The organism is Sphingobium sp. HDIP04, assembly GCF_000445085.1.
Lineage (GTDB): Bacteria > Pseudomonadota > Alphaproteobacteria > Sphingomonadales > Sphingomonadaceae > Sphingobium > Sphingobium indicum.
Window position 1 is genome coordinate 38,458 of sequence record NZ_ATDO01000076.1, and the last position, 18,199, is coordinate 56,656.

An 18,199-nucleotide genomic window follows, 5' to 3' on the forward strand; every position below is an offset into this window, starting at 1 on the left:
CGGCCGGAGATCAGGTTAGCGGCTCTATTTCCAATGGTGACCCCTACGGGAATCGAACCCGTGTTTCAGCCGTGAGAGGGCAGCGTCCTGACCGCTAGACGAAGGGGCCACAGGCCGCGTGGGGCGGCGAGTAGGGGGCCGCGTTTAGGAAAGCGCGTCGGCGCCGTCAAGGGAAACTCGCGCAATTTCCCTCCACCCAGAAAAAACCACCCCATGCGATTCGCATGGGGTGGCCAAGGTTCAGGGAGGAGACGCCTCCAAAAGGGGGAGGCGCCCATACGACACACCCGAAAGGGGGGCAGGTGCGCCGTATGTTCGGTAAATAGAGAAAACCGCGCGGAGTTTCAAGTGGCGCCGCGCAACCTTTTTCCTTAAATCCCTGTCATAAATGCTTAATTTGGTTAAGCATCCGCTGTCTGGGGCGCTGCCGGAACCGCGATCGGCCCCTTGCCCTGGGACACCTGCGCCTCGAACAGCTCACGCATGAGCTGCAACGAGAAGAGGTGCGCATGGATCAGCGGCAGCATGCCGTTCTGGCTGATCTTGCGAAGCTGGTCGCCGCGCATGTCGCGCAGCTTTTCCTCGTTCACCATGCGGAATCCGCGATAGACGAAGGGCTGTTCATTGCCGGGCACCTGAATGGCGACTTCGCCGTCCATCAGCAGGTCGAGATCCTTCAGATCCTTCATGAACTGGCCGGTGCGCGCCGCCGCCTGCTCGAAATCCTCGCAGAATTTGAGCACGCCCTGCGTCAGTTCGCTGGGCTTGCCATCCTCGAACAGCGCCTGGCCTTCCTCGAACGTGCCGAGCGCGTCGCTGGTCGGATCGAAGCAGAGCGAGAGTTCGTCGCTGTCGGAACGCAGCTTCGCCAGCATCCAGGGATAGCGGCGGACATAGGCGGGCACATAGGCGGGGCCGCGCAGCTTGCCCTCGTCGTCGAGGAAGGTGTTGACGCCTTCGTTGAGGCCCATCAGCGCCAGCGGAACCGGCTCGTCCCCGGCGGAGAAGATGATCGGCACGAAGCGCTGGGCGGCGACGAATTCGTCGACCGTCAGGGGAATGGCGTGCTGGGTCGTCAGGAACGGCGCCGAATCGACGGTGCGGCTGCGCCAGGCGGCATGATCGACGCTGCTCAGCGGGATGAGGTCGTTGTAGAAGACGGGAAGGCCGTTCGCGGGCGCGCTTGCCATGATGTGCTAGTCCATTTCCAACAAAAAGCGGCGCATTTTGCATTGCGCCGCGAGCATGATACTGGGCCGGGCAGGATAAGGCCCTTGCATGCGGGAGGCAATCGCTTTGTCGACGCCCGGCGCGGCGGGCGGGCCGGGTTTCAGCCTTCCTCCGGCCTGGGGATCAGCTTGTCGGGGTTCATGATGCCCTGCGGGTCGAAGGCGGCCTTGATCGCGCGCAGGGCGTGGAGGCGCGCGGGACTGGCGAGGCGGCCCAGTTCGGCGCGTTTCATCTGGCCGATGCCATGCTCGGCGGAGATGGAGCCGCCAGCCGCGACCACCGCGTCATGAACGAAGGCGTTGATCGCCTGCCCATGCGCCGCGATCCAGCCCGGCCCATCGGTCGTGCCCTTGGGGGCGCGGACATGGAAATGGACGTTGCCGTCGCCCAGATGGCCGAAGGAGGAGGCGGTGGTCCCAGGGAAGGCCCTTTCCGCCGCTGCCGCCGCATCCACCATGAAGGCGGGCATGCGGGCGACCGGCACGCTGACGTCATATTGCAGCGCCGGCCCCTGCGCCCGCTCGGATTCGGACAGCGATTCGCGGATGCGCCAGAAGGCCTCCGCCTGCGCTTCATTGGCGGCGATGGCGGCGTCGACGGCGATGCCCCGTTCCAGCGCCTCGGCCAGCGCGCCTTCCAGTTGCTCGGCCGGTCCGGGATCGCGCAGGTCGCCATGATCGACCTCGACCAGCACGTGCCAGGGAGTGCGGGTCGCGATGGGGCAGCGGGTGCCGGGGATGTGCGAAAGGACATGGCCGAGGCCATCGTCGGCGATCACCTCGAACCCCTCGACGCTGTCGCCCAGATGCGCTTCGCACAGCCGGAGCAGCGCGAGCGCGTCGGCGGGGGAAGGGACGCCGATCCAGCCGACCGCGCGCGCCGCGATGGCGGGGACGAGGCGCAGCGAAGCGGCGGTGACGATCCCCAAAGTCCCCTCAGCGCCGATCAGCAACTGCTTGATGTCATAGCCGCGATTGTCTTTCCTGAGGGCATCCAGGCCGTGGAAGATGCCGCCGTCGGGCAGGACAGCCTCCAAGCCTTCGACCAAAGCCCGCATCGTGCCGTGGCGCAGCACCTGCGTGCCGCCGGCATTGGTGGAGATGAGGCCGCCGATGGTGGCCGAACCCTTGGCCCCGAGGCTCAGGGGAAAGCGACGGCCGGCGGCGGCGGCGGCATCGTGGAGGTTGGAGAGAATCACGCCCGCTTCGCAGACGGCAAGATTGTCGTCCGGCGACAGGCTGCGGATATGGTTCATCCTGCGGAGCGACAGGATCAGCGCGGAGCCGTCCGCCGGGGGCGTGGCGCCGCCCACCATGGATGTGTTGCCGCCCTGCGGCACCAGCGGCACGGAAAGGTCGGCGGCAAGGCGGACGGCGGCGGCGACCTGCTCCGTCGTTTCGGGCTGAAGAATGGCGGACGCCGCGCCATGATAGCGTCCGCGCCAGTCGCTGAGCCACGGCGCGATGTCGTCCGCATCGGTCACGACGCGCTTTTCCCCCAGCAGGGCCGTGAATCGGGCGATAACATCTTGTCCTGTCATGGGACTGTCCTATGCCTTGGAATTCATCGACGGTTCAACCTTTGGCCCATAGCGTCTGCGTCCCAAAAGGGGTTCGACTTGTTTCATTCCGTCCTGCTGCTGTTCACCGCGTCAGCCGCCGAGCCCGTGCAGTGGGCGCAATTGACGATAGAGCAGCGCGTCATCATCCGCGTTCCGATGGCAAGGAAGGGACGCGCCCCCGCTCGTCGCGTCCCCCAGGCGCGGGACGACTGGAAGGAAAGGAAGGGGCCGCGCTGCATCGCGCTGCGCTCGATTCGCTCCGCAAGCATATTGATGGACAATGCCATAGACCTGCTGCTGGCGGACAATCATCGCTACCGCGCCAGGCTGGAGCGCGGGTGCAACAGCATGGGGTTCTATTCCGGCTTCTATGTCGAACCCGATGAGGATGGCTCGCTCTGTTCCGGGCGGGACGAGTTGCAGGCGCGCAGCGGCGCAAGTTGCGCGATCGACAGTTTTCGCCGGCTGGAGCACGCCGAACCCGACGATTAGCGCCATCCTCTTCGCGATTTTCTTGACAAGAGGCCGATATTTCCGCAAGGCGCGCCCGATTTCCCCTGCGTGTTCCAACGCGGGGGGAGAGCCTCCTGTCCCGGACATCTGAATGACCTTTGCCGATCTCGGCCTATCCGACGAATTATTGAAGGCCGTTAGCGAGGCCGGATATGACACGCCCACGCCGATCCAGGCGCAGGCGATTCCCCCCGTGCTGATGATGAAGGACATCATCGGCATAGCGCAGACCGGGACGGGCAAGACAGCCAGCTTCGTGCTGCCGATGATCGACATCCTTGCCCATGGCCGCGCCCGCGCGCTGATGCCGCGTTCGCTGATCCTGGAGCCGACGCGGGAACTGGCCGCCCAGGTGGCGGAGAATTTCGAGAAATACGGGAAGTATCACAAGCTCAACATGGCGCTGCTGATCGGCGGCGTGCAGATGGGCGACCAGCTCAAGGCCCTGGAAAAGGGCGTGGACGTGCTGATCGCAACGCCAGGTCGCCTGATGGACCTGTTCCAGCGGGGCAAGATATTGCTCAACGGTTGCAGCATGCTGGTGATCGACGAAGCGGACCGCATGCTCGACATGGGTTTCATCCCTGACATCGAGGAAATCTGCACCAAGCTGCCTGCCCAGCGGCAGACTTTGCTGTTTTCCGCGACCATGCCCGCGCCGGTCAAGAAGCTGGCCGATCGCTTCCTCAGCAATCCCAAGTCGATCGAGGTGGCGCGGCCCGCGACCGCCTCCACCAACATCACCCAGCGGCTGGTGAAGGTGGATTCGCGCAAGAAGCGGGAAGCGCTGCGCGCGATGCTGGAAGCGGAGGATGTGCTGAGCGCGGTGATCTTCTGCAACCGCAAGACGACGGTGCGGGAACTCAACAAGAGCCTTCAGCGCCACGGCTTCAGGTCGGGCGAGATCCACGGCGACATCGACCAGTCGGCGCGCATCGCGGAACTGGAGCGGTTCCGTGCGGGGACGGTGAACATCCTGGTGGCGTCGGACGTGGCGGCCCGCGGGTTGGACATCAAGGGCGTCAGCCATGTGTTCAACTTCGACGCGCCCTGGCATCCGGACGATTATGTCCACCGCATCGGCCGCACCGGCCGCGCCGGGGCGAAGGGCGTCGCCTATACCTTCGTGACGGCGGACGATGCCGAGGCGATCGACAATATCCAGAAGCTGATCAAGCAGAAGATCGAGACGATCGATGCGCCGGCGGCCGCTGCCCCCGCCGAAAGGGAGAAGCAGGAGCCGCGCCGTCCGGACAAGGAGCGCAAGAGCGACAAGCGGCGCGACGACCGCCGCCGCGAAGAACCCCGCGCTGCGCGGCCCGAAGGCAATGGCGCCCGGCCGCGGCGGCCGGAACAGGTGGACGATGGCCCGGATGACGGCTGGAACGGGCCGGTTCCGGAATTCCTCTCCGTGGGATTCGGGGCCTAGAAGATCGTGCGGAAAAGCCTGCCTGTCCAAGGGTGGGAATCGGTTCTCCGCTTGGCCATGCTCTCGTTCCCTTCGCGCGCCGTGCTCCTGCGAAGGCAGGAGCCCAGACCCGCCGTGAATGGGCATCACTGCGTCCGGACCAGATTCCTGCGAGCGGTGCGTCTCGCTCCAGTGCCTGCGCGGGAGCAGGACGCTACCCAAAAGAAAGAGTCGCGCTCCGGCCCGTTCACTCCCTAACTGAAATCTCCTTCAACCCACCTGCCGTTTCGCCAGCTTCCTTGCCAGCGTTCGCCGGTGCATGCCCAATCGCCGCGCCGCTTCGGAGATATTGAAGTCGCTGTCCTTCAGCACTTCATGGATATGTTCCCATTCCAGCGTCTTGATCGATGTCGGACGCGGCGCCAGCGGCGTGGACGGATCGCCGGCCGATCGGGCGAACGCCGCCTCTATGTCGTCGGTGTTGGACGGCTTGGCCAGATAGTTGGACGCGCCGAGCTTGATGGCCTCCACCGCCGTCGCGATGCTGGCGAAGCCGGTCAGCACGACGATCACCATCGCGGGATCATGGGCATGCAGGGTTCGCACGCACACCAGCCCCGACTCCGCGCCCAGCTTCAGGTCGACCACGGCGAAGCCCGGCCTGTTGCCCGCCAGCACCCTTTCCAGCGCCGCGTGGCTGTCCGCCGTCAGCACCATATAGCCGCGCCGTTCAAAGGAGCGCTTCAGCGTCTTCGCGAACGCCTCGTCATCTTCGACAATCACCAGCAGGCGATCCGTCATGCAGTCGTCTCCTCCAGCGCCACCGTGCCCAGCGGCAGCCGCAGCAGGATCAGCGCCCCGCCGTCGGCCCCGTTGCTCGCGCTGACGCTGCCGCCCAGCTTGCGCACGACATTGACCACAAGGAACAGGCCCAGGCCATGGCCTTCCTTGCCCTTGCTCGATCGATAGGGCTTGCCGAAATCCTCCAGCATCGCTTGCGAAAAGCCGCTGCCATTGTCGCGGACCGCGATGTTGAGCGAGCTGCAGTCGCGCCCGACGAGCAGGTCGATATAGGTCGCGCCCGCCTCCCGCGCATTGTCGAGCAGGTTGCCGATCGCCTGGCGGATCACCGGATCGGCGACGATACGGGGATAGTCGTGCGGCCCGAAATCGCAGCGCAGCGGCATGCCGGGATTGGCCCTGCGCCACTCCATGGCGATGCCCTCGATGAAATCGCGCACATTGGTGACTTCCGGCGCCTCGCCCCGCGCCTCTCCGGAGGAAAGGAGGATGCCGGTGACGATCTGCTTGCAGCGCTGCACGGCGGCCTGCATCTCCTCCACTTCCTCGACCAGGGCGGGGTGTTCCGTCACCTCCGGCATATGTTTCCAGTCGCCCAGCACCACCGCAAGCTGGGAGAGGGGCGTGCCCAGTTCATGCGCCGCGCCCGACGCCAGCAGGCCCATGCGGACGATATGCTCCTCTTCCGCCGCCTGTTGCCGCAGCCGGGCGAGATAGGCCTCCCGCGCCTGGAGGTTGCGCGTCACCGGCAGCATGAACAACACCAGCAGCACCGCGACCATGGTGAGGCAGATCCAGGTGCCGACGATATGCAGGTCGAACAGATGGCCTTCCAGCGCGCCGTTGAGATCCAGCGGCCGGTAATGCAGCGCCAGCAGCCCCGCGCACAGCGCCGAGACGAAGACGATGCCCCAGATGCTCCAGCGATCAAGCAGCACCGCGCCCAGCGCCACCTGCACCAGATAGAGGGAGATGAAGGGATTGGTTGCCCCGCCGGAAAGATAAAGCTGCGCCGTCAGCAGCAGCACGTCGAACAGCAGCGACAGGAACAGTTCGGCATGGGACACGTCGGTTCGCCTGCGCAGCACGCCCAGGCTGAGGCCGTTCATCGCCATTGCCATGCCCGCGAGCAGCAGCATCGGCGCCAGCGGCAGGCGGATGCCCATGACGAAATGCACCGCCACTATGGTGATGAGCTGGCCCGCGATCGCCAGCCAGCGCAATTGCACCAGCAGCGCCAGATTCTTGCGGCCGGCGGCGTCGGCGGGCCACTGGCTGGGTTGCCAGAGGGTGCTGATCGGCAGGGTCCGGTTCATCCCCGGCGGTCTTTCCGCTCCTGGCGCATGACGAATATGTACGCGCCCGCGACCATCGCCGCCAGTGCGAACCATGTGATCGCATATTGCAGGTGGCTGTTGGGGAATTTGACGACGGTAAGGCCGCCGACGGGCAAGCTGTCGGGGTCGCGGGCGGCGTCCGCGTCGATGAAATAATCGGCGAGCGGGCCGCTGATCCCCCGCGCCGCGGCGATGGCGGCGACGTCGCGGGAATACCAGCGGTCGGCCGCCGGGTCGTTGGAGCGCAGGAAGCCGCCGCCCGGCTCGCTGAGGCGGAGCAGGCCCGTCACATGCACCTCGCCCGGCGGTCTTGCATAATCCCGCCGCCTGTCGGGCGGCACGAAGCCGCGATTGACGATCAGGGTGAAGCCCTGGTCGGTGACGAGGGGGGTCAGCACCCAGAAACCGGGTCCGCGCACCGTCACGGCCTGCACCAGCGCGGCCTTGTCATGGAGGAAATGGCCCGAAATCCGCGCGCGGCGATATTCGTCGGCCCTGCCGGCGGCGCGGGGGGCGGGAATGGGGAGCGCGTGGATGCGCGCGTCGACGCGGGCGATCAGGTCGCGTTTCCAGGCGAGGCGCTGGACCTGCCAGGCGCCCAGCGCGCAAAATCCGGCGAAAAGGAGGAGGGCGATCAGCGTCGGGCCGATGGGAAAGGCCGGGGAGCGCCGGGAGCGCTCCCCGTCGCGGGCCGTTGTCACGGCATCTCGCTCATATTGTGCATGGCGCGCATTTCCTGGGTCGGACCCATGTCCATCTCCATCTGCGCGTGCGGCATCATGTTGGCGTTCAGATGATACATGACCCACAGGGATCCCGACAGGACGATGACGACCAGCACCACGGTCAGCATCATCGCCATGAACGACCAGCCGCCTTCCACGCGGGTGTTCATGTGCAGGAAGTAGATCATGTGGACCACCACCTGCACCGCGGCGAAGCCCATGATGACGACGCCGGTCAGTTGCGGATCGTTCAGCGCGCCGCTCATCACCAGCCAGAATGGAATGGCCGTCAGGATCGCCGACAGGCCGAAGCCGATCATGTAGCTGCCGAAGCTGCCATGCGCGCCTTCTTCGTGATGGCCGTGATCGTGGGAATGGACAGCGTCGCTCACCGCAGGACTCCCATCAGATAGACGAAGGTGAAGACGCCGATCCAGATGACGTCCAGGAAGTGCCAGAACATGGAAAGGCACATCAGGCGGCGCTTGTTGGCGGGGATCAGGCCCTTTTTCGCGACCTGCGCCATCAGCGTCACCAGCCAGATCGAACCGAAGGTGACGTGCAGCCCGTGGGTGCCGACCAGCGTGAAGAAGGAGGAGAGGAAGGCGGAACGCCACGGCCCCGCGCCCTCATGGATGAGGTGCGAGAATTCGTAGAGTTCGATGAACAGGAACGCCCCGCCGAACAGCAGGGTGACGAACAGCCAGCCCTGGGTGGCGCGGACCCGGTTCTTCTCCATCGCCAGCATGGCGAAGCCGTAGGTGATGGAGGAGAAGAGCAGCATCGCGGTGTTGAGCGCGATCAGCGGCAGGTCGAACAGGTCTTTCGGCCCCGGCCCGCCTGCATAGCTGCCGCCCAGCACCGCATAGGTGGCGAAGAGGATGGCGAAGATGAGGCAATCGCTCATCAGATACATCCAGAAGCCCAGCATGGTGCTGTGGCCTTCGTGGAGGTGCGGTTCCTCGGCCAGGTGATAGGCCCTGGGTTCCATAGGTGCAGTTGCGCTGCTCATGCGTGTCAGGCTCCCAACGCCGCGAGGGTGCGCGTGCGATCTTCCTCGGTGCGCGTGACGACATCCGCCGGGATATGGAAGTCGCGCTTGTAGTTGAAGCTATGGCTGATGGCGACGGCGACGATGCCGATGAAGCTCAGCCCCGCAAGCCACCAGATGTACCAGATGAGCGCGAAGCCGCACAGCGTCGCCAGCCCGGCCAGGATCACGCCCGCGCCCGTGCTGCTCGGCATGTGGATCGGCTGATAGCCGCTCAGCGGGCGCTGATAGCCGTTCTTCTTCATGTCCGCCCAGGTGTCGCCGTCGTACACGACGGGGGTGAAGGCGAAATTATAGTCCGGCGGGGGCGAGCTGGTCGCCCATTCCAGGGTGCGGCCGTCCCAGGGATCGCCGGTCGGATCGCGAAGCTCGTCGCGCTTCCAGATGGACAGGGCGAACTGGATCAGCATGGCGCCGATGCCCAGGGCGATGACGGCGGCGCCGATCGCGGCGACGACGAACCAAGGTTGCAGCGACGGATCGTCCAGCACGCGCAGGCGGCGCGTGACGCCCATCAGGCCGAGCACGTAGAGCGGACCGAAGGCCAGCCAGAAACCGATGTTCCAGCACCAGAAGCTGACCTTGCCCCAAAAGACGTTCAGCCTGAAGCCGAAGGCCTTGGGCCACCAGTAGTTGATCGCCGCGAACAGGCCGAACAGCACGCCGCCGATGATCACATTATGGAAATGCGCGATCAGGAACAGCGAGTTGTGCAGCACGAAGTCCGCAGGCGGAACCGCAAGCAGCACGCCGGTCATGCCCCCGACCGTGAAGGTCAGCATGAAGGCGACGGCCCACATCATCGGCAGCTCGAAACGGATCTTGCCGCGATACATGGTGAACAGCCAGTTGAACAGCTTGGCGCCCGTGGGGATCGAGATGATCATCGTCGTGATGCCGAAGAAGCTGTTGACGCTGGCGCCCGAACCCATGGTGAAGAAATGGTGCAGCCACACCAGATAGGACAGCACCATGATGGTGCAGGTCGCATAGACCATGGAGGTGTAGCCGAAGAGGCGCTTGCCGCAGAAGGTCGACACCACTTCGGAGAAGACGCCGAACAGCGGCAGGATGAGGATATAGACCTCCGGATGGCCCCAGATCCAGATGAGGTTGACGTACATCATCGGATTGCCGCCGAAATCATTGGTGAAGAAGGTAGTGCCGGCATAGCGGTCGAGCGACAGCAGGACGAGCGTGGCGGTCAGGATCGGGAAGGATGCGACGATCAGGACGTTGGCGCAGAGCGAGGTCCAGGTGAACACCGGCATCTTCATGAGGGACATGCCCGGCGCGCGCATCTTCACGATGGTCGCGATCAGGTTGATGCCGGATAATGTCGTGCCGACGCCCGCCACCTGCAACGCCCAGATATAGTAATCGACGCCCGTGGCCGGGCTGTAGGCGATGCCCGACAGCGGCGGATAGGCCAGCCAGCCGGTCTGCGCGAACTCGCCCAGGAACAGCGACATCATGACCAGCACGGCGCCGCCCGTCGTCATCCAGAAGCTGAAATTGTTGAGGAAGGGGAAGCTGACGTCGCGCGCGCCGATCTGAAGCGGGACGATATAGTTCATCAGGCCGGTGATGAACGGCATCGCCACGAAGAAGATCATGATGACGCCGTGCGCGGTGAACACCTGGTCATAGTGATGGGCGTTCAGATAGCCTTCGGAACCGTTGAAGGCCCACGCCTGCTGGATGCGCATCATGATCGCGTCCGCAAAGCCGCGCAGGAACATGACGAGGCCCAGCACCATGTACATGATGCCGATCTTCTTGTGATCGACGCTGGTGAACCATTCCTTCCAGAGATAGCCCCAGAGCCGGAAATAACTGAGCGCCGCGACCAGGGCGACGCCGCCCAGCACCACCGCGACGAAGGTCGCGACGATGATGGGCTCATGCCATGGGAAGCTGTCCCATGTCAGGCGGCCGAAGATCATCTGTGCGGTTGTCATTGTGCCGGTCATGGGCCTTACCGATGCTGCGCGTGCGCTTCAGCGCCGCCGTGGGAAGAGTGATCGAGAGGGGCGTTCGAAGCCGCGGGAGCGTCGGGTGCGGTTTCCTGCCCCTTATTCTCGTCCGACTGTTCGATCACATGGCTGTTGGGGAAATCGTAGCGCAGACCCTTGGTGTCGCGCGCCGACTCCTTGCCCGCGCCGCCCATCATGTTGACGTGCATCAGCTCGCCCATGCAGCGCTGGCCGGGCCGCGGGCACAGATTGACGATGGCATCGAACAGCTTGGGGTCGAAAGCGGAGAAATAGGCGACGGGCGCCTTCTCGCTCGGCTTTGCCAAGGCCAGATAGGCGTCGCGGTCAAGGCGGGCGCGGCTCGCCTTCGCCCCGGCGGCCCAGGCATCGAACCCGGCCCTGTCCAGCGCACGGTAGGCGAAGCGCATGTGGGTGAAGCCGGCGCCCGAATAATTGGCGGAAATGCCGGTGCCCGCTACAGGCCGGTTGGCGACCGCGTGCAACTGCGTCTTCATGCCGGGCATCGCATAGATCTGGCCGGCCAGTTCAGGCACGTAAAAGCTGTTCATGACCGTCGAGGCGGTGATGTCGAACCGCACCGGCACATTGACCGGCAGCGCCAGTTCATTGACCGTGGCGATGCCCAGTTCGGGGTAGATGAACAGCCATTTCCAGTCGAGCGCCACGACCTCGACCGTCAGCGGCTTGATACGGGGGTCGACCGCCGTCTTCGCGTCGATGCGGTCGAGCGGCCTGTAGGGGTCCAGCTTGTGCGTGCTGACCCAGGTCAGCGCGCCCAGGCAGATGATGATCAGCAGCGGCGCGGACCAGATCAGCAGTTCCAGCTTGGTGGAATGGTCCCAGTCCGGATCGTAATCCTTGTCCGCCGCCTCGTTCGCCGCCCGGTAGCGCCAGGCGAAGAAGACGACCAGCGCCATGACCGGAACGACGATCAGCAGCATCAGCGCGGTCGAGATAAGAATCAGGTCGCGCTGCTGCATCGCAATATCGCCCGACGGGTTCATCACGACCCAGTCGCAGGCCGTCAGCGGCAGCGCCAGGAGCGGAGCGGACCTTCGGAAAATCGGAGTCCAGTCCAGGGAGTTGGGGTGTGGCATGGGCCGCGCCTACCGCTTCCGCGAGGAGTCGAACAGTGGACAGTTTGTCCTATTGTACGCAGGTGCAAAAAATGCATGAATTGCGGGATACCGCTTAGACTCTGCGGGTTTTCTGCTATGTTGCCTGTCCATGGCCGCCGGCGGAACAGAAGACGTTTGAGGAGGCTTGCCCAAGGAGCGGATGCCTATGAGTTCACCGGCCATGACCTTCACCTCCCGCTCGCTGGAGGATGATGCGCGCCTGATCAATGCGCGGGACCACAAGATCGCGCCGGGTGATATTTCCATTGGCGTGATCATTGGTCGCACCTCCGAATTCTTCGATTTCTTCGTTTACGCCATCGCCTCTGTCATCGTGTTTCCGAGCTTGGTGTTCCCCTATGTGGATGCGCTGACGGGCACGCTCTATTCCTTCGCGATCTTCGCTGTCGCCTTCATTACGCGGCCGATCGGTTCGTTGATCTTCATGGCGATCGACCGCCACTTCGGGCGCGGAACGAAGCTGACGGTCGCCTTGTTCCTGCTCGGCGGTTCGACCGCGTCCATCGCTTTCATGCCCGGTTATGCCACGATTGGCCATTATGCTGCGTTAGTCCTGATCATCTTGCGCGCCGCGCAGGGCGTCGCGCTGGGCGGCACCTGGGACGGGCTGGCGTCGCTGCTGTCGCTCAACGCGCCGCGGCATCAGCGCGGCTGGTACGCCATGGTGCCGCAACTCGGCGCGCCGTTGGCCCTGCTGGTGGCGAGCGGGCTGTTCGCCTTCTTCCTGATGACGCTGTCGCGGGCGGATTTCCTCGACTGGGGCTGGCGCTACCCCTTCTTCGTGGCCTTCGCGATCAACGTGGTGGCGCTGTTCGCCCGGCTGCGCATCGTGGTGACGCATGAGTTCGAGCGGCTGTTCGAGCAGAAAGACCTGCAACCCTCCGAAGTGCTGCCCACCGTCAGGGCGGAGGGGCGCAACATTATCATCGGCGCCTTCGCCCCGCTGGCCAGCTTCGCGCTGTTCCACATGGTGACGGTGTTCCCGCTGAGCTGGGTGGCGCTCTTCACCAACCAGCCGCTGGAGCGCTTCCTGATCATCGAGATGATCGGCGCGTCGGTCGGCCTGCTGGCGATCGTCGTTTCGGGCTTCATCGCGGACCAGATCGGTCGTCGTTCGCTGCTGGCATGGTCGGCGCTAGGCATAGCGATATTCAGCGTCATGGCGCCGCTGCTGCTGAACGGCGGCGACCTGGGCGAGGTGGCCTTCATGATCCTGGGCTTCATGCTGCTGGGGCTGGCTTTCGGCCAGTCGTCCGGCGTGGTCGCGTCCAATTTCGCGACGGAAACGCGCTATACCGGATCGGCGCTGACGTCCGACCTGGCCTGGTTGGTCGGCGCGGGTTTCGCACCGCTGGTGGCCTTGCTGCTGTCCGTGAAATTCGGGTTGGCCGCCTCTGGCATCTACCTGTTGTCGGGCGCGGTGGCGACGATGGTGGCGCTCTACATCAACAAGGAACTGGCGGCGCGGGATAGATAAGGCGTCATCCGCCGTCATCTTCGAAAGAGGACCGGAGAGAGATTTCTTCTTGGGCCTTTTTCCCCACGCTACATCAAGCTCTAATCCCCCTGCGCGGAAGCCCGCATCCGCGCCAGCGCTTTCCGGTCGAACCATCCCGCGGGCAGCGCTCGCGGCGCGAAGCGCGGCAGCCAATCTCCATAAAGCGCATCCATCCGCGCCGGCAGCCCGCCCACGCCCTCCCGGCCCATGATCTCCGAAATGATCCGGTTCTGATAAAAGCGAACCGAATAGTTGATCATCCGCCGATATTGCATGCGCAGGGTCGAGGGCCGCAACAGGCTGACCGCCTCGCAGCGAAAGCCGGCTTCCTCGCAGGCCAGGATGCGCTCCCCCCGCCAGTCGACGTCGCGTCCCAGATCGGTATGCGCCCATGCCGCGACCAGCCCGTCGTCTCCGATCAGGTCTTCGGGCAGCCGCAGGCCCTTCATCCGGATCGCCGCGACGAAGCGCCCCGACAGCGCGTAGAGATCGCCGAACAATCCCCGTTCCTCGCGCAGGCTGCGGCGATAGGCTGCCGCGGATCGCCCATTTGCCGGCATCCCCGCCGCTGCATTGGCGCCTGGCTGCGCGGCGAGATCCGATACCAGGGCGTCGATCGATCCGGGCAGGATTTCCGCATCGCCGTCCATGAAGATGACGGCATCTTCTCCGCCGGTCAGCAGGTGGTGGACAAAATGGTTCCAGGTCCGCGCCTTGCCCCCGGCGGCGAGATCGTGAACCATGACATTCGCCCGCCCGCCGGCCGCATTCCGCGCGCGATCTGCCGTGGCGTCGGTCGATCCGTTGACCAGCACATGGAAGACGCTGTCCGCGCGGTCGAGCGGCAGCGACGCCAGGCAAGGGCCGATCCGCCGTTCCTCCTGATGCGCGAATATGCCGACCGCGACGCCCATGCCTAGCGGAAATCCCAGCCCTGCTGTCCATGGCGGGCGAGGTCCAGCCCCTCGGCTTCTTCCCGCGCGCCGATCCGCGCGGGCGTCACGACCGACAGCATCAGCGCGATGATGGCCGTTCCCGCCATCGCCCAGATCGCCACCGCCGCGATGCCGATGCACTGCGCGATGAAGGCGCCGGCAAGGCTGATTCCCGCCGCGAAGCCGACTCCGCCCAGCGCCGGCAGCACGAAGGGGAGCAGCATCAGCGCGCCCGTCAGCCCGCCCAGTCCGTGGATCACGAAAATATCCGCCGCGTCGTCGATACGGTCGCCCAATAATCCCTTCGCCAGTCGGCAGGCCATGGCCGCGACCAGCCCGATGGCCATCGCCCCGCCCGGTCCCACCAGCGCGCCGGAGGCGGAGATCGCCACCAGCCCGGCGAGCGCGCCCGAAACCAGGCCATTGGCGGTGACATGCCCCTTGTCGATCCTCTCCACCAGCATCCATCCGAACAGGCCCGCGCAGGCGGCGAAATGGCCGTTCAGAATGGCGGTCGCGGCGTTGTCCGTCGCGCCGAAGGACCATCCGCCCAATATGCCGGCCCAGCCGATCCACAGCAGAAGTCCGCCCGCAATGCCCAGCACAGGCGCATGTCCGGCAGAGGCGGCGCGCCGCCTGCCAACCACCAGCACCAGCGCGAGCGCGGAAAAGCCGGCGCTCAGATGAACGACCAGCGCCCCCGCGAAATCCATGACGCCCATGGTGGCGAGCCACCCGCCGCCCCAGACCCAATGCACCACCGGCGCATAGACCAGCAGCAGCCACAGCAGGGCAAAGGCCGCCATCCACCCCAGGCGCACCCGTTCCGCGACCGCGCCCGGCAACAGGCCGGCGGCAAGCATCGCCAGCGCCATCTGGAACAGCACGAAGGCCGATTCCGGCACGGTCAGCCCATCGCGCAGCGCGCCCAGATCGGCCAGCAACAGATGCGCCCGGCCGCCCAGCCACCCGCTTCCCGGCGCATAGGCGAGGCTATAGCCGACAAGCCCCCAGAGCAGCGAAACCCCTGCAGCCACCGCCACCCCCTGCACGCCGATCGACAGCGCGCTGCGCACATGGACGAGGCCCGCATGGCGCAAGGCGAGTCCCGGCAGCGCCGCCAGCAGCACCAGCAGGCCGCACAGCATCATCCATGCCGTGTCGCCGCTGTCCGCTACCGCCACCTGCGCCATGGCGGGCTGCGGCGTTACCGACAGCAGGAGAAGGAGAATGGCAAGGAGGCGATGCATCAGGTGATCCGGCAATCCATATCCGGGCCGTCGTAACGCAGGCGAGGTAAAGACTTGCCTAACCCTGATCGTTTGCCGCCAGACGGCGAGGTCCACGGCAGCGTGGTGATTTGAGCGGTTTCCCATCATTCCCCCTCCCGCAGGCGTTCAAACGAGGCACGTGACTCGTTTGAAGGGGGCAGGGGGTGGTCTGGCGCGACATCAGGGTTGTGTTGCAGCGGCCAAGTTGGAAGCTCGCTACGCTCGCGCCCATCCCCAGCCCCTCCCGTTTACGGGAGGGGAGCAGAACGTCCGCAACTGGCCTTTCCCGCATTCCGAATTTTCCGCGCCGCCTAATAGGCTTCCCCGCCGCAACTGATCCGCCCCGTCCCGCGATTATCGACGCTGCAGGCGGCTTTCCCCGCCACCGTCACATCGCCCGATCCGGATGCCGAAACCCTGGCCGAGACCTCCGCCGTCACCGCCACATTTCCCGGGCCATCATTCGCCACCGTGGCTTGCCGCACCCGCAGGCCTTCCGCCATCACCGCTCCGGGGCCGGTGACGCGGATCGCCGCCACGCCTGCCCGGCCGGACAGGTTCGCCCGGCCGGCTCCGGCCACCCCCAGGCTGAGCTGGTCCAGATCCACCGCCGCCACGCTGACATCGCCATTGCCGCCCAGCACGACCTCGCCGCGCAGGCCCTTCATCCGGCTGACCGACACCGATCCGCCGCCGGTCAGCACCACGCGGTTGAGGTCGCCGGTCGACAGCCGCAGCACCGCGCGCCCGCCCGACTTCTCGCCCGATCGCGCCCGCTCCAACGTCACCGCGAGCAGGCGGCCGGATACGTCCACCTTCAGCCGGTCCAGCATCGCCTGATCGCCTTCCGCCCGCGCTGAAGCGCCCGCGCCTGTGGTGATGACGACCTCCACCGGCGCATCCACGCGGATGGCGTCGAAGCCGGTGATGGTGAATCCGCGCGTGGCCGCCGCCGCTGGGACGGCAGACAGCATCATGACGCTCAGCAGGGCGAACGAGCGGGGCAGCGGCATGAAAATCTCCCAGGCCATGTCGATCTGATAGGGATGGGCCGTAGCGGTTCCAAGCCCCTTGTTCGTCGCACCGGATCAGGCAAGATCGTCAGGTTTTCAAAAGGGACATGCGGCGGATGCGCAAATGGATTTCCGGACTTCTCCTGGGCTTGATCAGCACCACGGCCCCCGCCGCGCCCGAAGATCGGGGCGAAGCCTGGTGGAAACATGTCCGCACCCTTGCCGACGATGGCTATGAAGGGCGCGGGACGGGCAAGCCCGGCCATGAGAGGGCGGCCGATTATGTGATCGGGCAGCTTCGGGCGCTCGGGCTGAAACCGGCCGGGATCGACGGCTATAAACAGCCCGTCGCCTTTACCGAGCAGGTGATCCTTTCGCAGGAGAGCAGCGCTTCGCTGACGGGGCCGGGCGGCGATACCGCGCTGGCGGCGCCCGCCGACATCATCTTTTCCGGGGGAGGCGGCCCGGCCCCTGAAAATGTAAGCGCGCCTTTGGTCTTCGCCGGTTACGGCCTGCACCTGCCGGAGGTGGGGCATGACGATTTCGCCGGCCTCGACCTCAAGGGCAAGATCGTGGTGGTGGTTTCGGGCGGTCCCGCGACCATCTCCGGCGCCCTCAAGTCCCATGCCCGTTCGGAACGGGCGGCGTGGCTGGCAAGGCAGGGGGCTTTGGGGCTGATCCAGCTCGTGACGCCCAAGCAGGTGGAAATTCCCTGGGACCGGCGCATGGCGCTGGCCAGCCAGCCGGCGCTGTACTTTCGCGACGCAACCCTGCGGGAGACGCTGACGCCTTTCCTCTCCGCCCAGTTCGACCCGGCCAAATCCGCTCTGCTCTTTGCCGGGTCAGGCCATGATTTCGCGCAGGTCGCCGCCGCCGCCGACAGTTCCGGCCCGGTGCCGTCCTTCCCGTTGGCCCAGCGACTGAACGCGAAGGTGGCGGCGAGGCGCGCCGATCTGAATTCGCCCAACATCATCGCGGTGATGCCGGGCACGGACCCGCTGCTCGGCAAGGAATATGTCGTCCTCTCCGCGCATCTGGACGGATATGGGATGGGCACGCCGATCAACGGGGATGCGATCTACAACGGCGCTCTCGACAATGCGTCGGGCGTGGCCAGCCTGCTGGAAATCGCCCGGACCCTGCGCGAGTGCAAGGTGAAGCCCAGGCGATCGATCCTCTTCGCCATCGTCACGGCGGAGGAGAAGGGTCTGCTCGGCTCCAGCTATTTCGCGCGGAGGCCGACCGTGCCGCAGAAGGCGATGGTGGCCGACCTCAATTTCGACATGGCGCTGCCGATATTCCCGCTGACCAGCGTGACGCCCGTGGGTTACGACCAGAGCAGCCTGGGCAAGGATGCCGAAGCGGTCAGCGCGGCCATGAACCTGCCCATCACGCCCGATCCCTTTCCGGACCGCAATGTCTTCATCCGGTCCGACCAGTACAGCTTCATCCGGGCGGGCATTCCCGCGCTGTTCTTCAAATATGGCTTCAAGGCGGGCACGCCGGAGGCGACGGTGGAAAGGGCGTGGCGCGCCAACATCTACCATTCGCCCAAGGACGACGCGAACCAGCCGGTGATGCCGGCCGAATCGGTGAAGCTGAACGACTATGTCGCCGCCGTGACCCTGCGCGTAGCAAACGCCCCCGGCCGCCCGCAATGGAATGAGGACAGCTTCTTCCGCCGCTTCGCCAAATAGCCTTCGTGCTGCTTGATCCGGCC

The 18,199-nt window shown here is 65.4% G+C and carries 16 protein-coding genes and 1 tRNA gene; 4 read left to right on the forward strand and 13 right to left on the reverse strand.

The genetic code is table 11. The features are described 5' to 3' along the window. Window positions 1-34: 34 nt before the first annotated feature. The 3 genes from L286_RS32565 to L286_RS32575 all read right to left on the reverse strand — a co-directional run bounded on the left by L286_RS32565 (window position 35) and on the right by L286_RS32575 (window position 2,770). Window positions 35-109, reverse strand: a tRNA-Glu gene (locus L286_RS32565). Window positions 110-401: 292 nt separating this feature from the next. Next, window positions 402-1,190, reverse strand: coding sequence for a SapC family protein (locus L286_RS32570; RefSeq protein ID WP_007687800.1), 789 nt, complete (start codon window positions 1,188-1,190; stop codon window positions 402-404). Window positions 1,191-1,330: 140 nt separating this feature from the next. Continuing rightward, on the reverse strand, window positions 1,331-2,770 hold the full coding sequence (locus L286_RS32575; RefSeq protein WP_020819268.1) for an FAD-binding oxidoreductase: 1,440 nt from the start codon (window positions 2,768-2,770) through the stop codon (window positions 1,331-1,333). A 78-nt stretch (window positions 2,771-2,848) separates the two neighbouring features. Here L286_RS32575 and L286_RS32580 point away from each other — a divergent pair, with 78 nt between their 5' ends. Together L286_RS32580 and L286_RS32585 are read left to right on the forward strand one after the other, a co-directional pair. Continuing rightward, on the forward strand, window positions 2,849-3,283 hold the full coding sequence (locus tag L286_RS32580; RefSeq protein WP_020819267.1) for a hypothetical protein: 435 nt from the start codon (window positions 2,849-2,851) through the stop codon (window positions 3,281-3,283). 112 nt (window positions 3,284-3,395) lie between these two features. After that, on the forward strand, window positions 3,396-4,733 hold the full coding sequence (locus tag L286_RS32585) for a DEAD/DEAH box helicase (protein WP_020819266.1): 1,338 nt from the start codon (window positions 3,396-3,398) through the stop codon (window positions 4,731-4,733). Between the two features lie 249 nt (window positions 4,734-4,982). On the opposite strand, the gene L286_RS32590 is transcribed toward L286_RS32585, so the two are convergent. From L286_RS32590 to cyoA, 7 genes are read right to left on the reverse strand one after another with little or no spacing between them, the layout of a single operon-like run. Further along, window positions 4,983-5,513 carry a response regulator transcription factor gene (locus L286_RS32590; RefSeq protein ID WP_007687793.1) on the reverse strand — a complete coding sequence of 177 codons (531 nt, stop codon included), beginning with the start codon at window positions 5,511-5,513 and terminating at the stop codon, window positions 4,983-4,985. Next, window positions 5,510-6,829 (reverse strand): ATP-binding protein, encoded by a 1,320-nt coding sequence (locus L286_RS32595; protein WP_020819265.1) that lies wholly within the window; start codon window positions 6,827-6,829, stop codon window positions 5,510-5,512. The genes L286_RS32590 and L286_RS32595 overlap by 4 nt, the downstream gene beginning before the upstream one ends. Then, window positions 6,826-7,551, reverse strand: a complete 726-nt coding sequence (locus L286_RS32600; RefSeq protein ID WP_020819264.1) for an SURF1 family protein — start codon at window positions 7,549-7,551, stop codon at window positions 6,826-6,828. Before L286_RS32600 ends, L286_RS32595 begins: the two co-directional genes overlap by 4 nt. After that, window positions 7,548-7,967, reverse strand: coding sequence for a cytochrome o ubiquinol oxidase subunit IV (gene cyoD, locus L286_RS32605; RefSeq protein ID WP_013040385.1), 420 nt, complete (start codon window positions 7,965-7,967; stop codon window positions 7,548-7,550). Before cyoD ends, L286_RS32600 begins: the two co-directional genes overlap by 4 nt. Further along, the gene (cyoC, locus tag L286_RS32610; protein WP_025160505.1) at window positions 7,964-8,587 is read right to left on the reverse strand and encodes a cytochrome o ubiquinol oxidase subunit III; all 624 of its coding nucleotides are present in this window, start codon (window positions 8,585-8,587) and stop codon (window positions 7,964-7,966) included. The genes cyoD and cyoC overlap by 4 nt, the downstream gene beginning before the upstream one ends. Before the next feature lie 5 nt (window positions 8,588-8,592). Continuing rightward, on the reverse strand, window positions 8,593-10,599 hold the full coding sequence (gene cyoB, locus L286_RS32615) for a cytochrome o ubiquinol oxidase subunit I (RefSeq protein ID WP_025160504.1): 2,007 nt from the start codon (window positions 10,597-10,599) through the stop codon (window positions 8,593-8,595). Window positions 10,600-10,604: 5 nt separating this feature from the next. Then, window positions 10,605-11,720: a ubiquinol oxidase subunit II gene (cyoA, locus tag L286_RS32620; protein ID WP_020819261.1), complete on the reverse strand. Its 1,116-nt coding sequence runs from the start codon at window positions 11,718-11,720 to the stop codon at window positions 10,605-10,607. 187 nt (window positions 11,721-11,907) lie between these two features. Between cyoA and L286_RS32625 the strand changes: the two genes are divergently transcribed. Beyond that, on the forward strand, window positions 11,908-13,239 hold the full coding sequence (locus L286_RS32625; RefSeq protein ID WP_025160503.1) for an MFS transporter: 1,332 nt from the start codon (window positions 11,908-11,910) through the stop codon (window positions 13,237-13,239). A gap of 80 nt (window positions 13,240-13,319) precedes the next feature. Here L286_RS32625 and L286_RS32630 read toward each other — a convergent pair whose 3' ends face one another. The 3 genes from L286_RS32630 to L286_RS32640 all read right to left on the reverse strand — a co-directional run bounded on the left by L286_RS32630 (window position 13,320) and on the right by L286_RS32640 (window position 16,497). Further along, window positions 13,320-14,174: a glycosyltransferase gene (locus L286_RS32630; protein ID WP_020819259.1), complete on the reverse strand. Its 855-nt coding sequence runs from the start codon at window positions 14,172-14,174 to the stop codon at window positions 13,320-13,322. 2 nt (window positions 14,175-14,176) lie between these two features. Beyond that, window positions 14,177-15,445, reverse strand: a complete 1,269-nt coding sequence (locus L286_RS32635) for an ammonium transporter (protein WP_020819258.1) — start codon at window positions 15,443-15,445, stop codon at window positions 14,177-14,179. Between the two features lie 332 nt (window positions 15,446-15,777). Then, the gene (locus L286_RS32640) at window positions 15,778-16,497 is read right to left on the reverse strand and encodes a GIN domain-containing protein (protein ID WP_020819257.1); all 720 of its coding nucleotides are present in this window, start codon (window positions 16,495-16,497) and stop codon (window positions 15,778-15,780) included. Window positions 16,498-16,595: 98 nt separating this feature from the next. On the opposite strand from L286_RS32640, the gene L286_RS32645 reads away from it, so the two are divergent. Then, entirely contained in the window at window positions 16,596-18,176 is a 1,581-nt protein-coding gene (locus L286_RS32645; RefSeq protein ID WP_020819256.1) for a M28 family metallopeptidase, read from the forward strand. Window positions 18,177-18,199: the final 23 nt, after the last annotated feature.

Coding starts and splice junctions, on each gene's coding strand:
- L286_RS32640 (WP_020819257.1), bottom strand. CDS start 16,497: ATGGCCTGGGAGATTTTCATGCCGCTGCCCCGCTCGTTCGCCCTGCTG.
- cyoA (WP_020819261.1), bottom strand. CDS start 11,720: ATGCCACACCCCAACTCCCTGGACTGGACTCCGATTTTCCGAAGGTCC.
- L286_RS32595 (WP_020819265.1), bottom strand. CDS start 6,829: ATGAACCGGACCCTGCCGATCAGCACCCTCTGGCAACCCAGCCAGTGG.
- cyoB (WP_025160504.1), bottom strand. CDS start 10,599: ATGACCGGCACAATGACAACCGCACAGATGATCTTCGGCCGCCTGACA.
- L286_RS32635 (WP_020819258.1), bottom strand. CDS start 15,445: ATGCATCGCCTCCTTGCCATTCTCCTTCTCCTGCTGTCGGTAACGCCG.
- L286_RS32630 (WP_020819259.1), bottom strand. CDS start 14,174: ATGGGCGTCGCGGTCGGCATATTCGCGCATCAGGAGGAACGGCGGATC.
- L286_RS32585 (WP_020819266.1), top strand. CDS start 3,396: ATGACCTTTGCCGATCTCGGCCTATCCGACGAATTATTGAAGGCCGTT.
- cyoC (WP_025160505.1), bottom strand. CDS start 8,587: ATGAGCAGCGCAACTGCACCTATGGAACCCAGGGCCTATCACCTGGCC.
- L286_RS32590 (WP_007687793.1), bottom strand. CDS start 5,513: ATGACGGATCGCCTGCTGGTGATTGTCGAAGATGACGAGGCGTTCGCG.
- L286_RS32570 (WP_007687800.1), bottom strand. CDS start 1,190: ATGGCAAGCGCGCCCGCGAACGGCCTTCCCGTCTTCTACAACGACCTC.
- L286_RS32645 (WP_020819256.1), top strand. CDS start 16,596: ATGCGCAAATGGATTTCCGGACTTCTCCTGGGCTTGATCAGCACCACG.
- L286_RS32625 (WP_025160503.1), top strand. CDS start 11,908: ATGAGTTCACCGGCCATGACCTTCACCTCCCGCTCGCTGGAGGATGAT.
- L286_RS32575 (WP_020819268.1), bottom strand. CDS start 2,770: ATGACAGGACAAGATGTTATCGCCCGATTCACGGCCCTGCTGGGGGAA.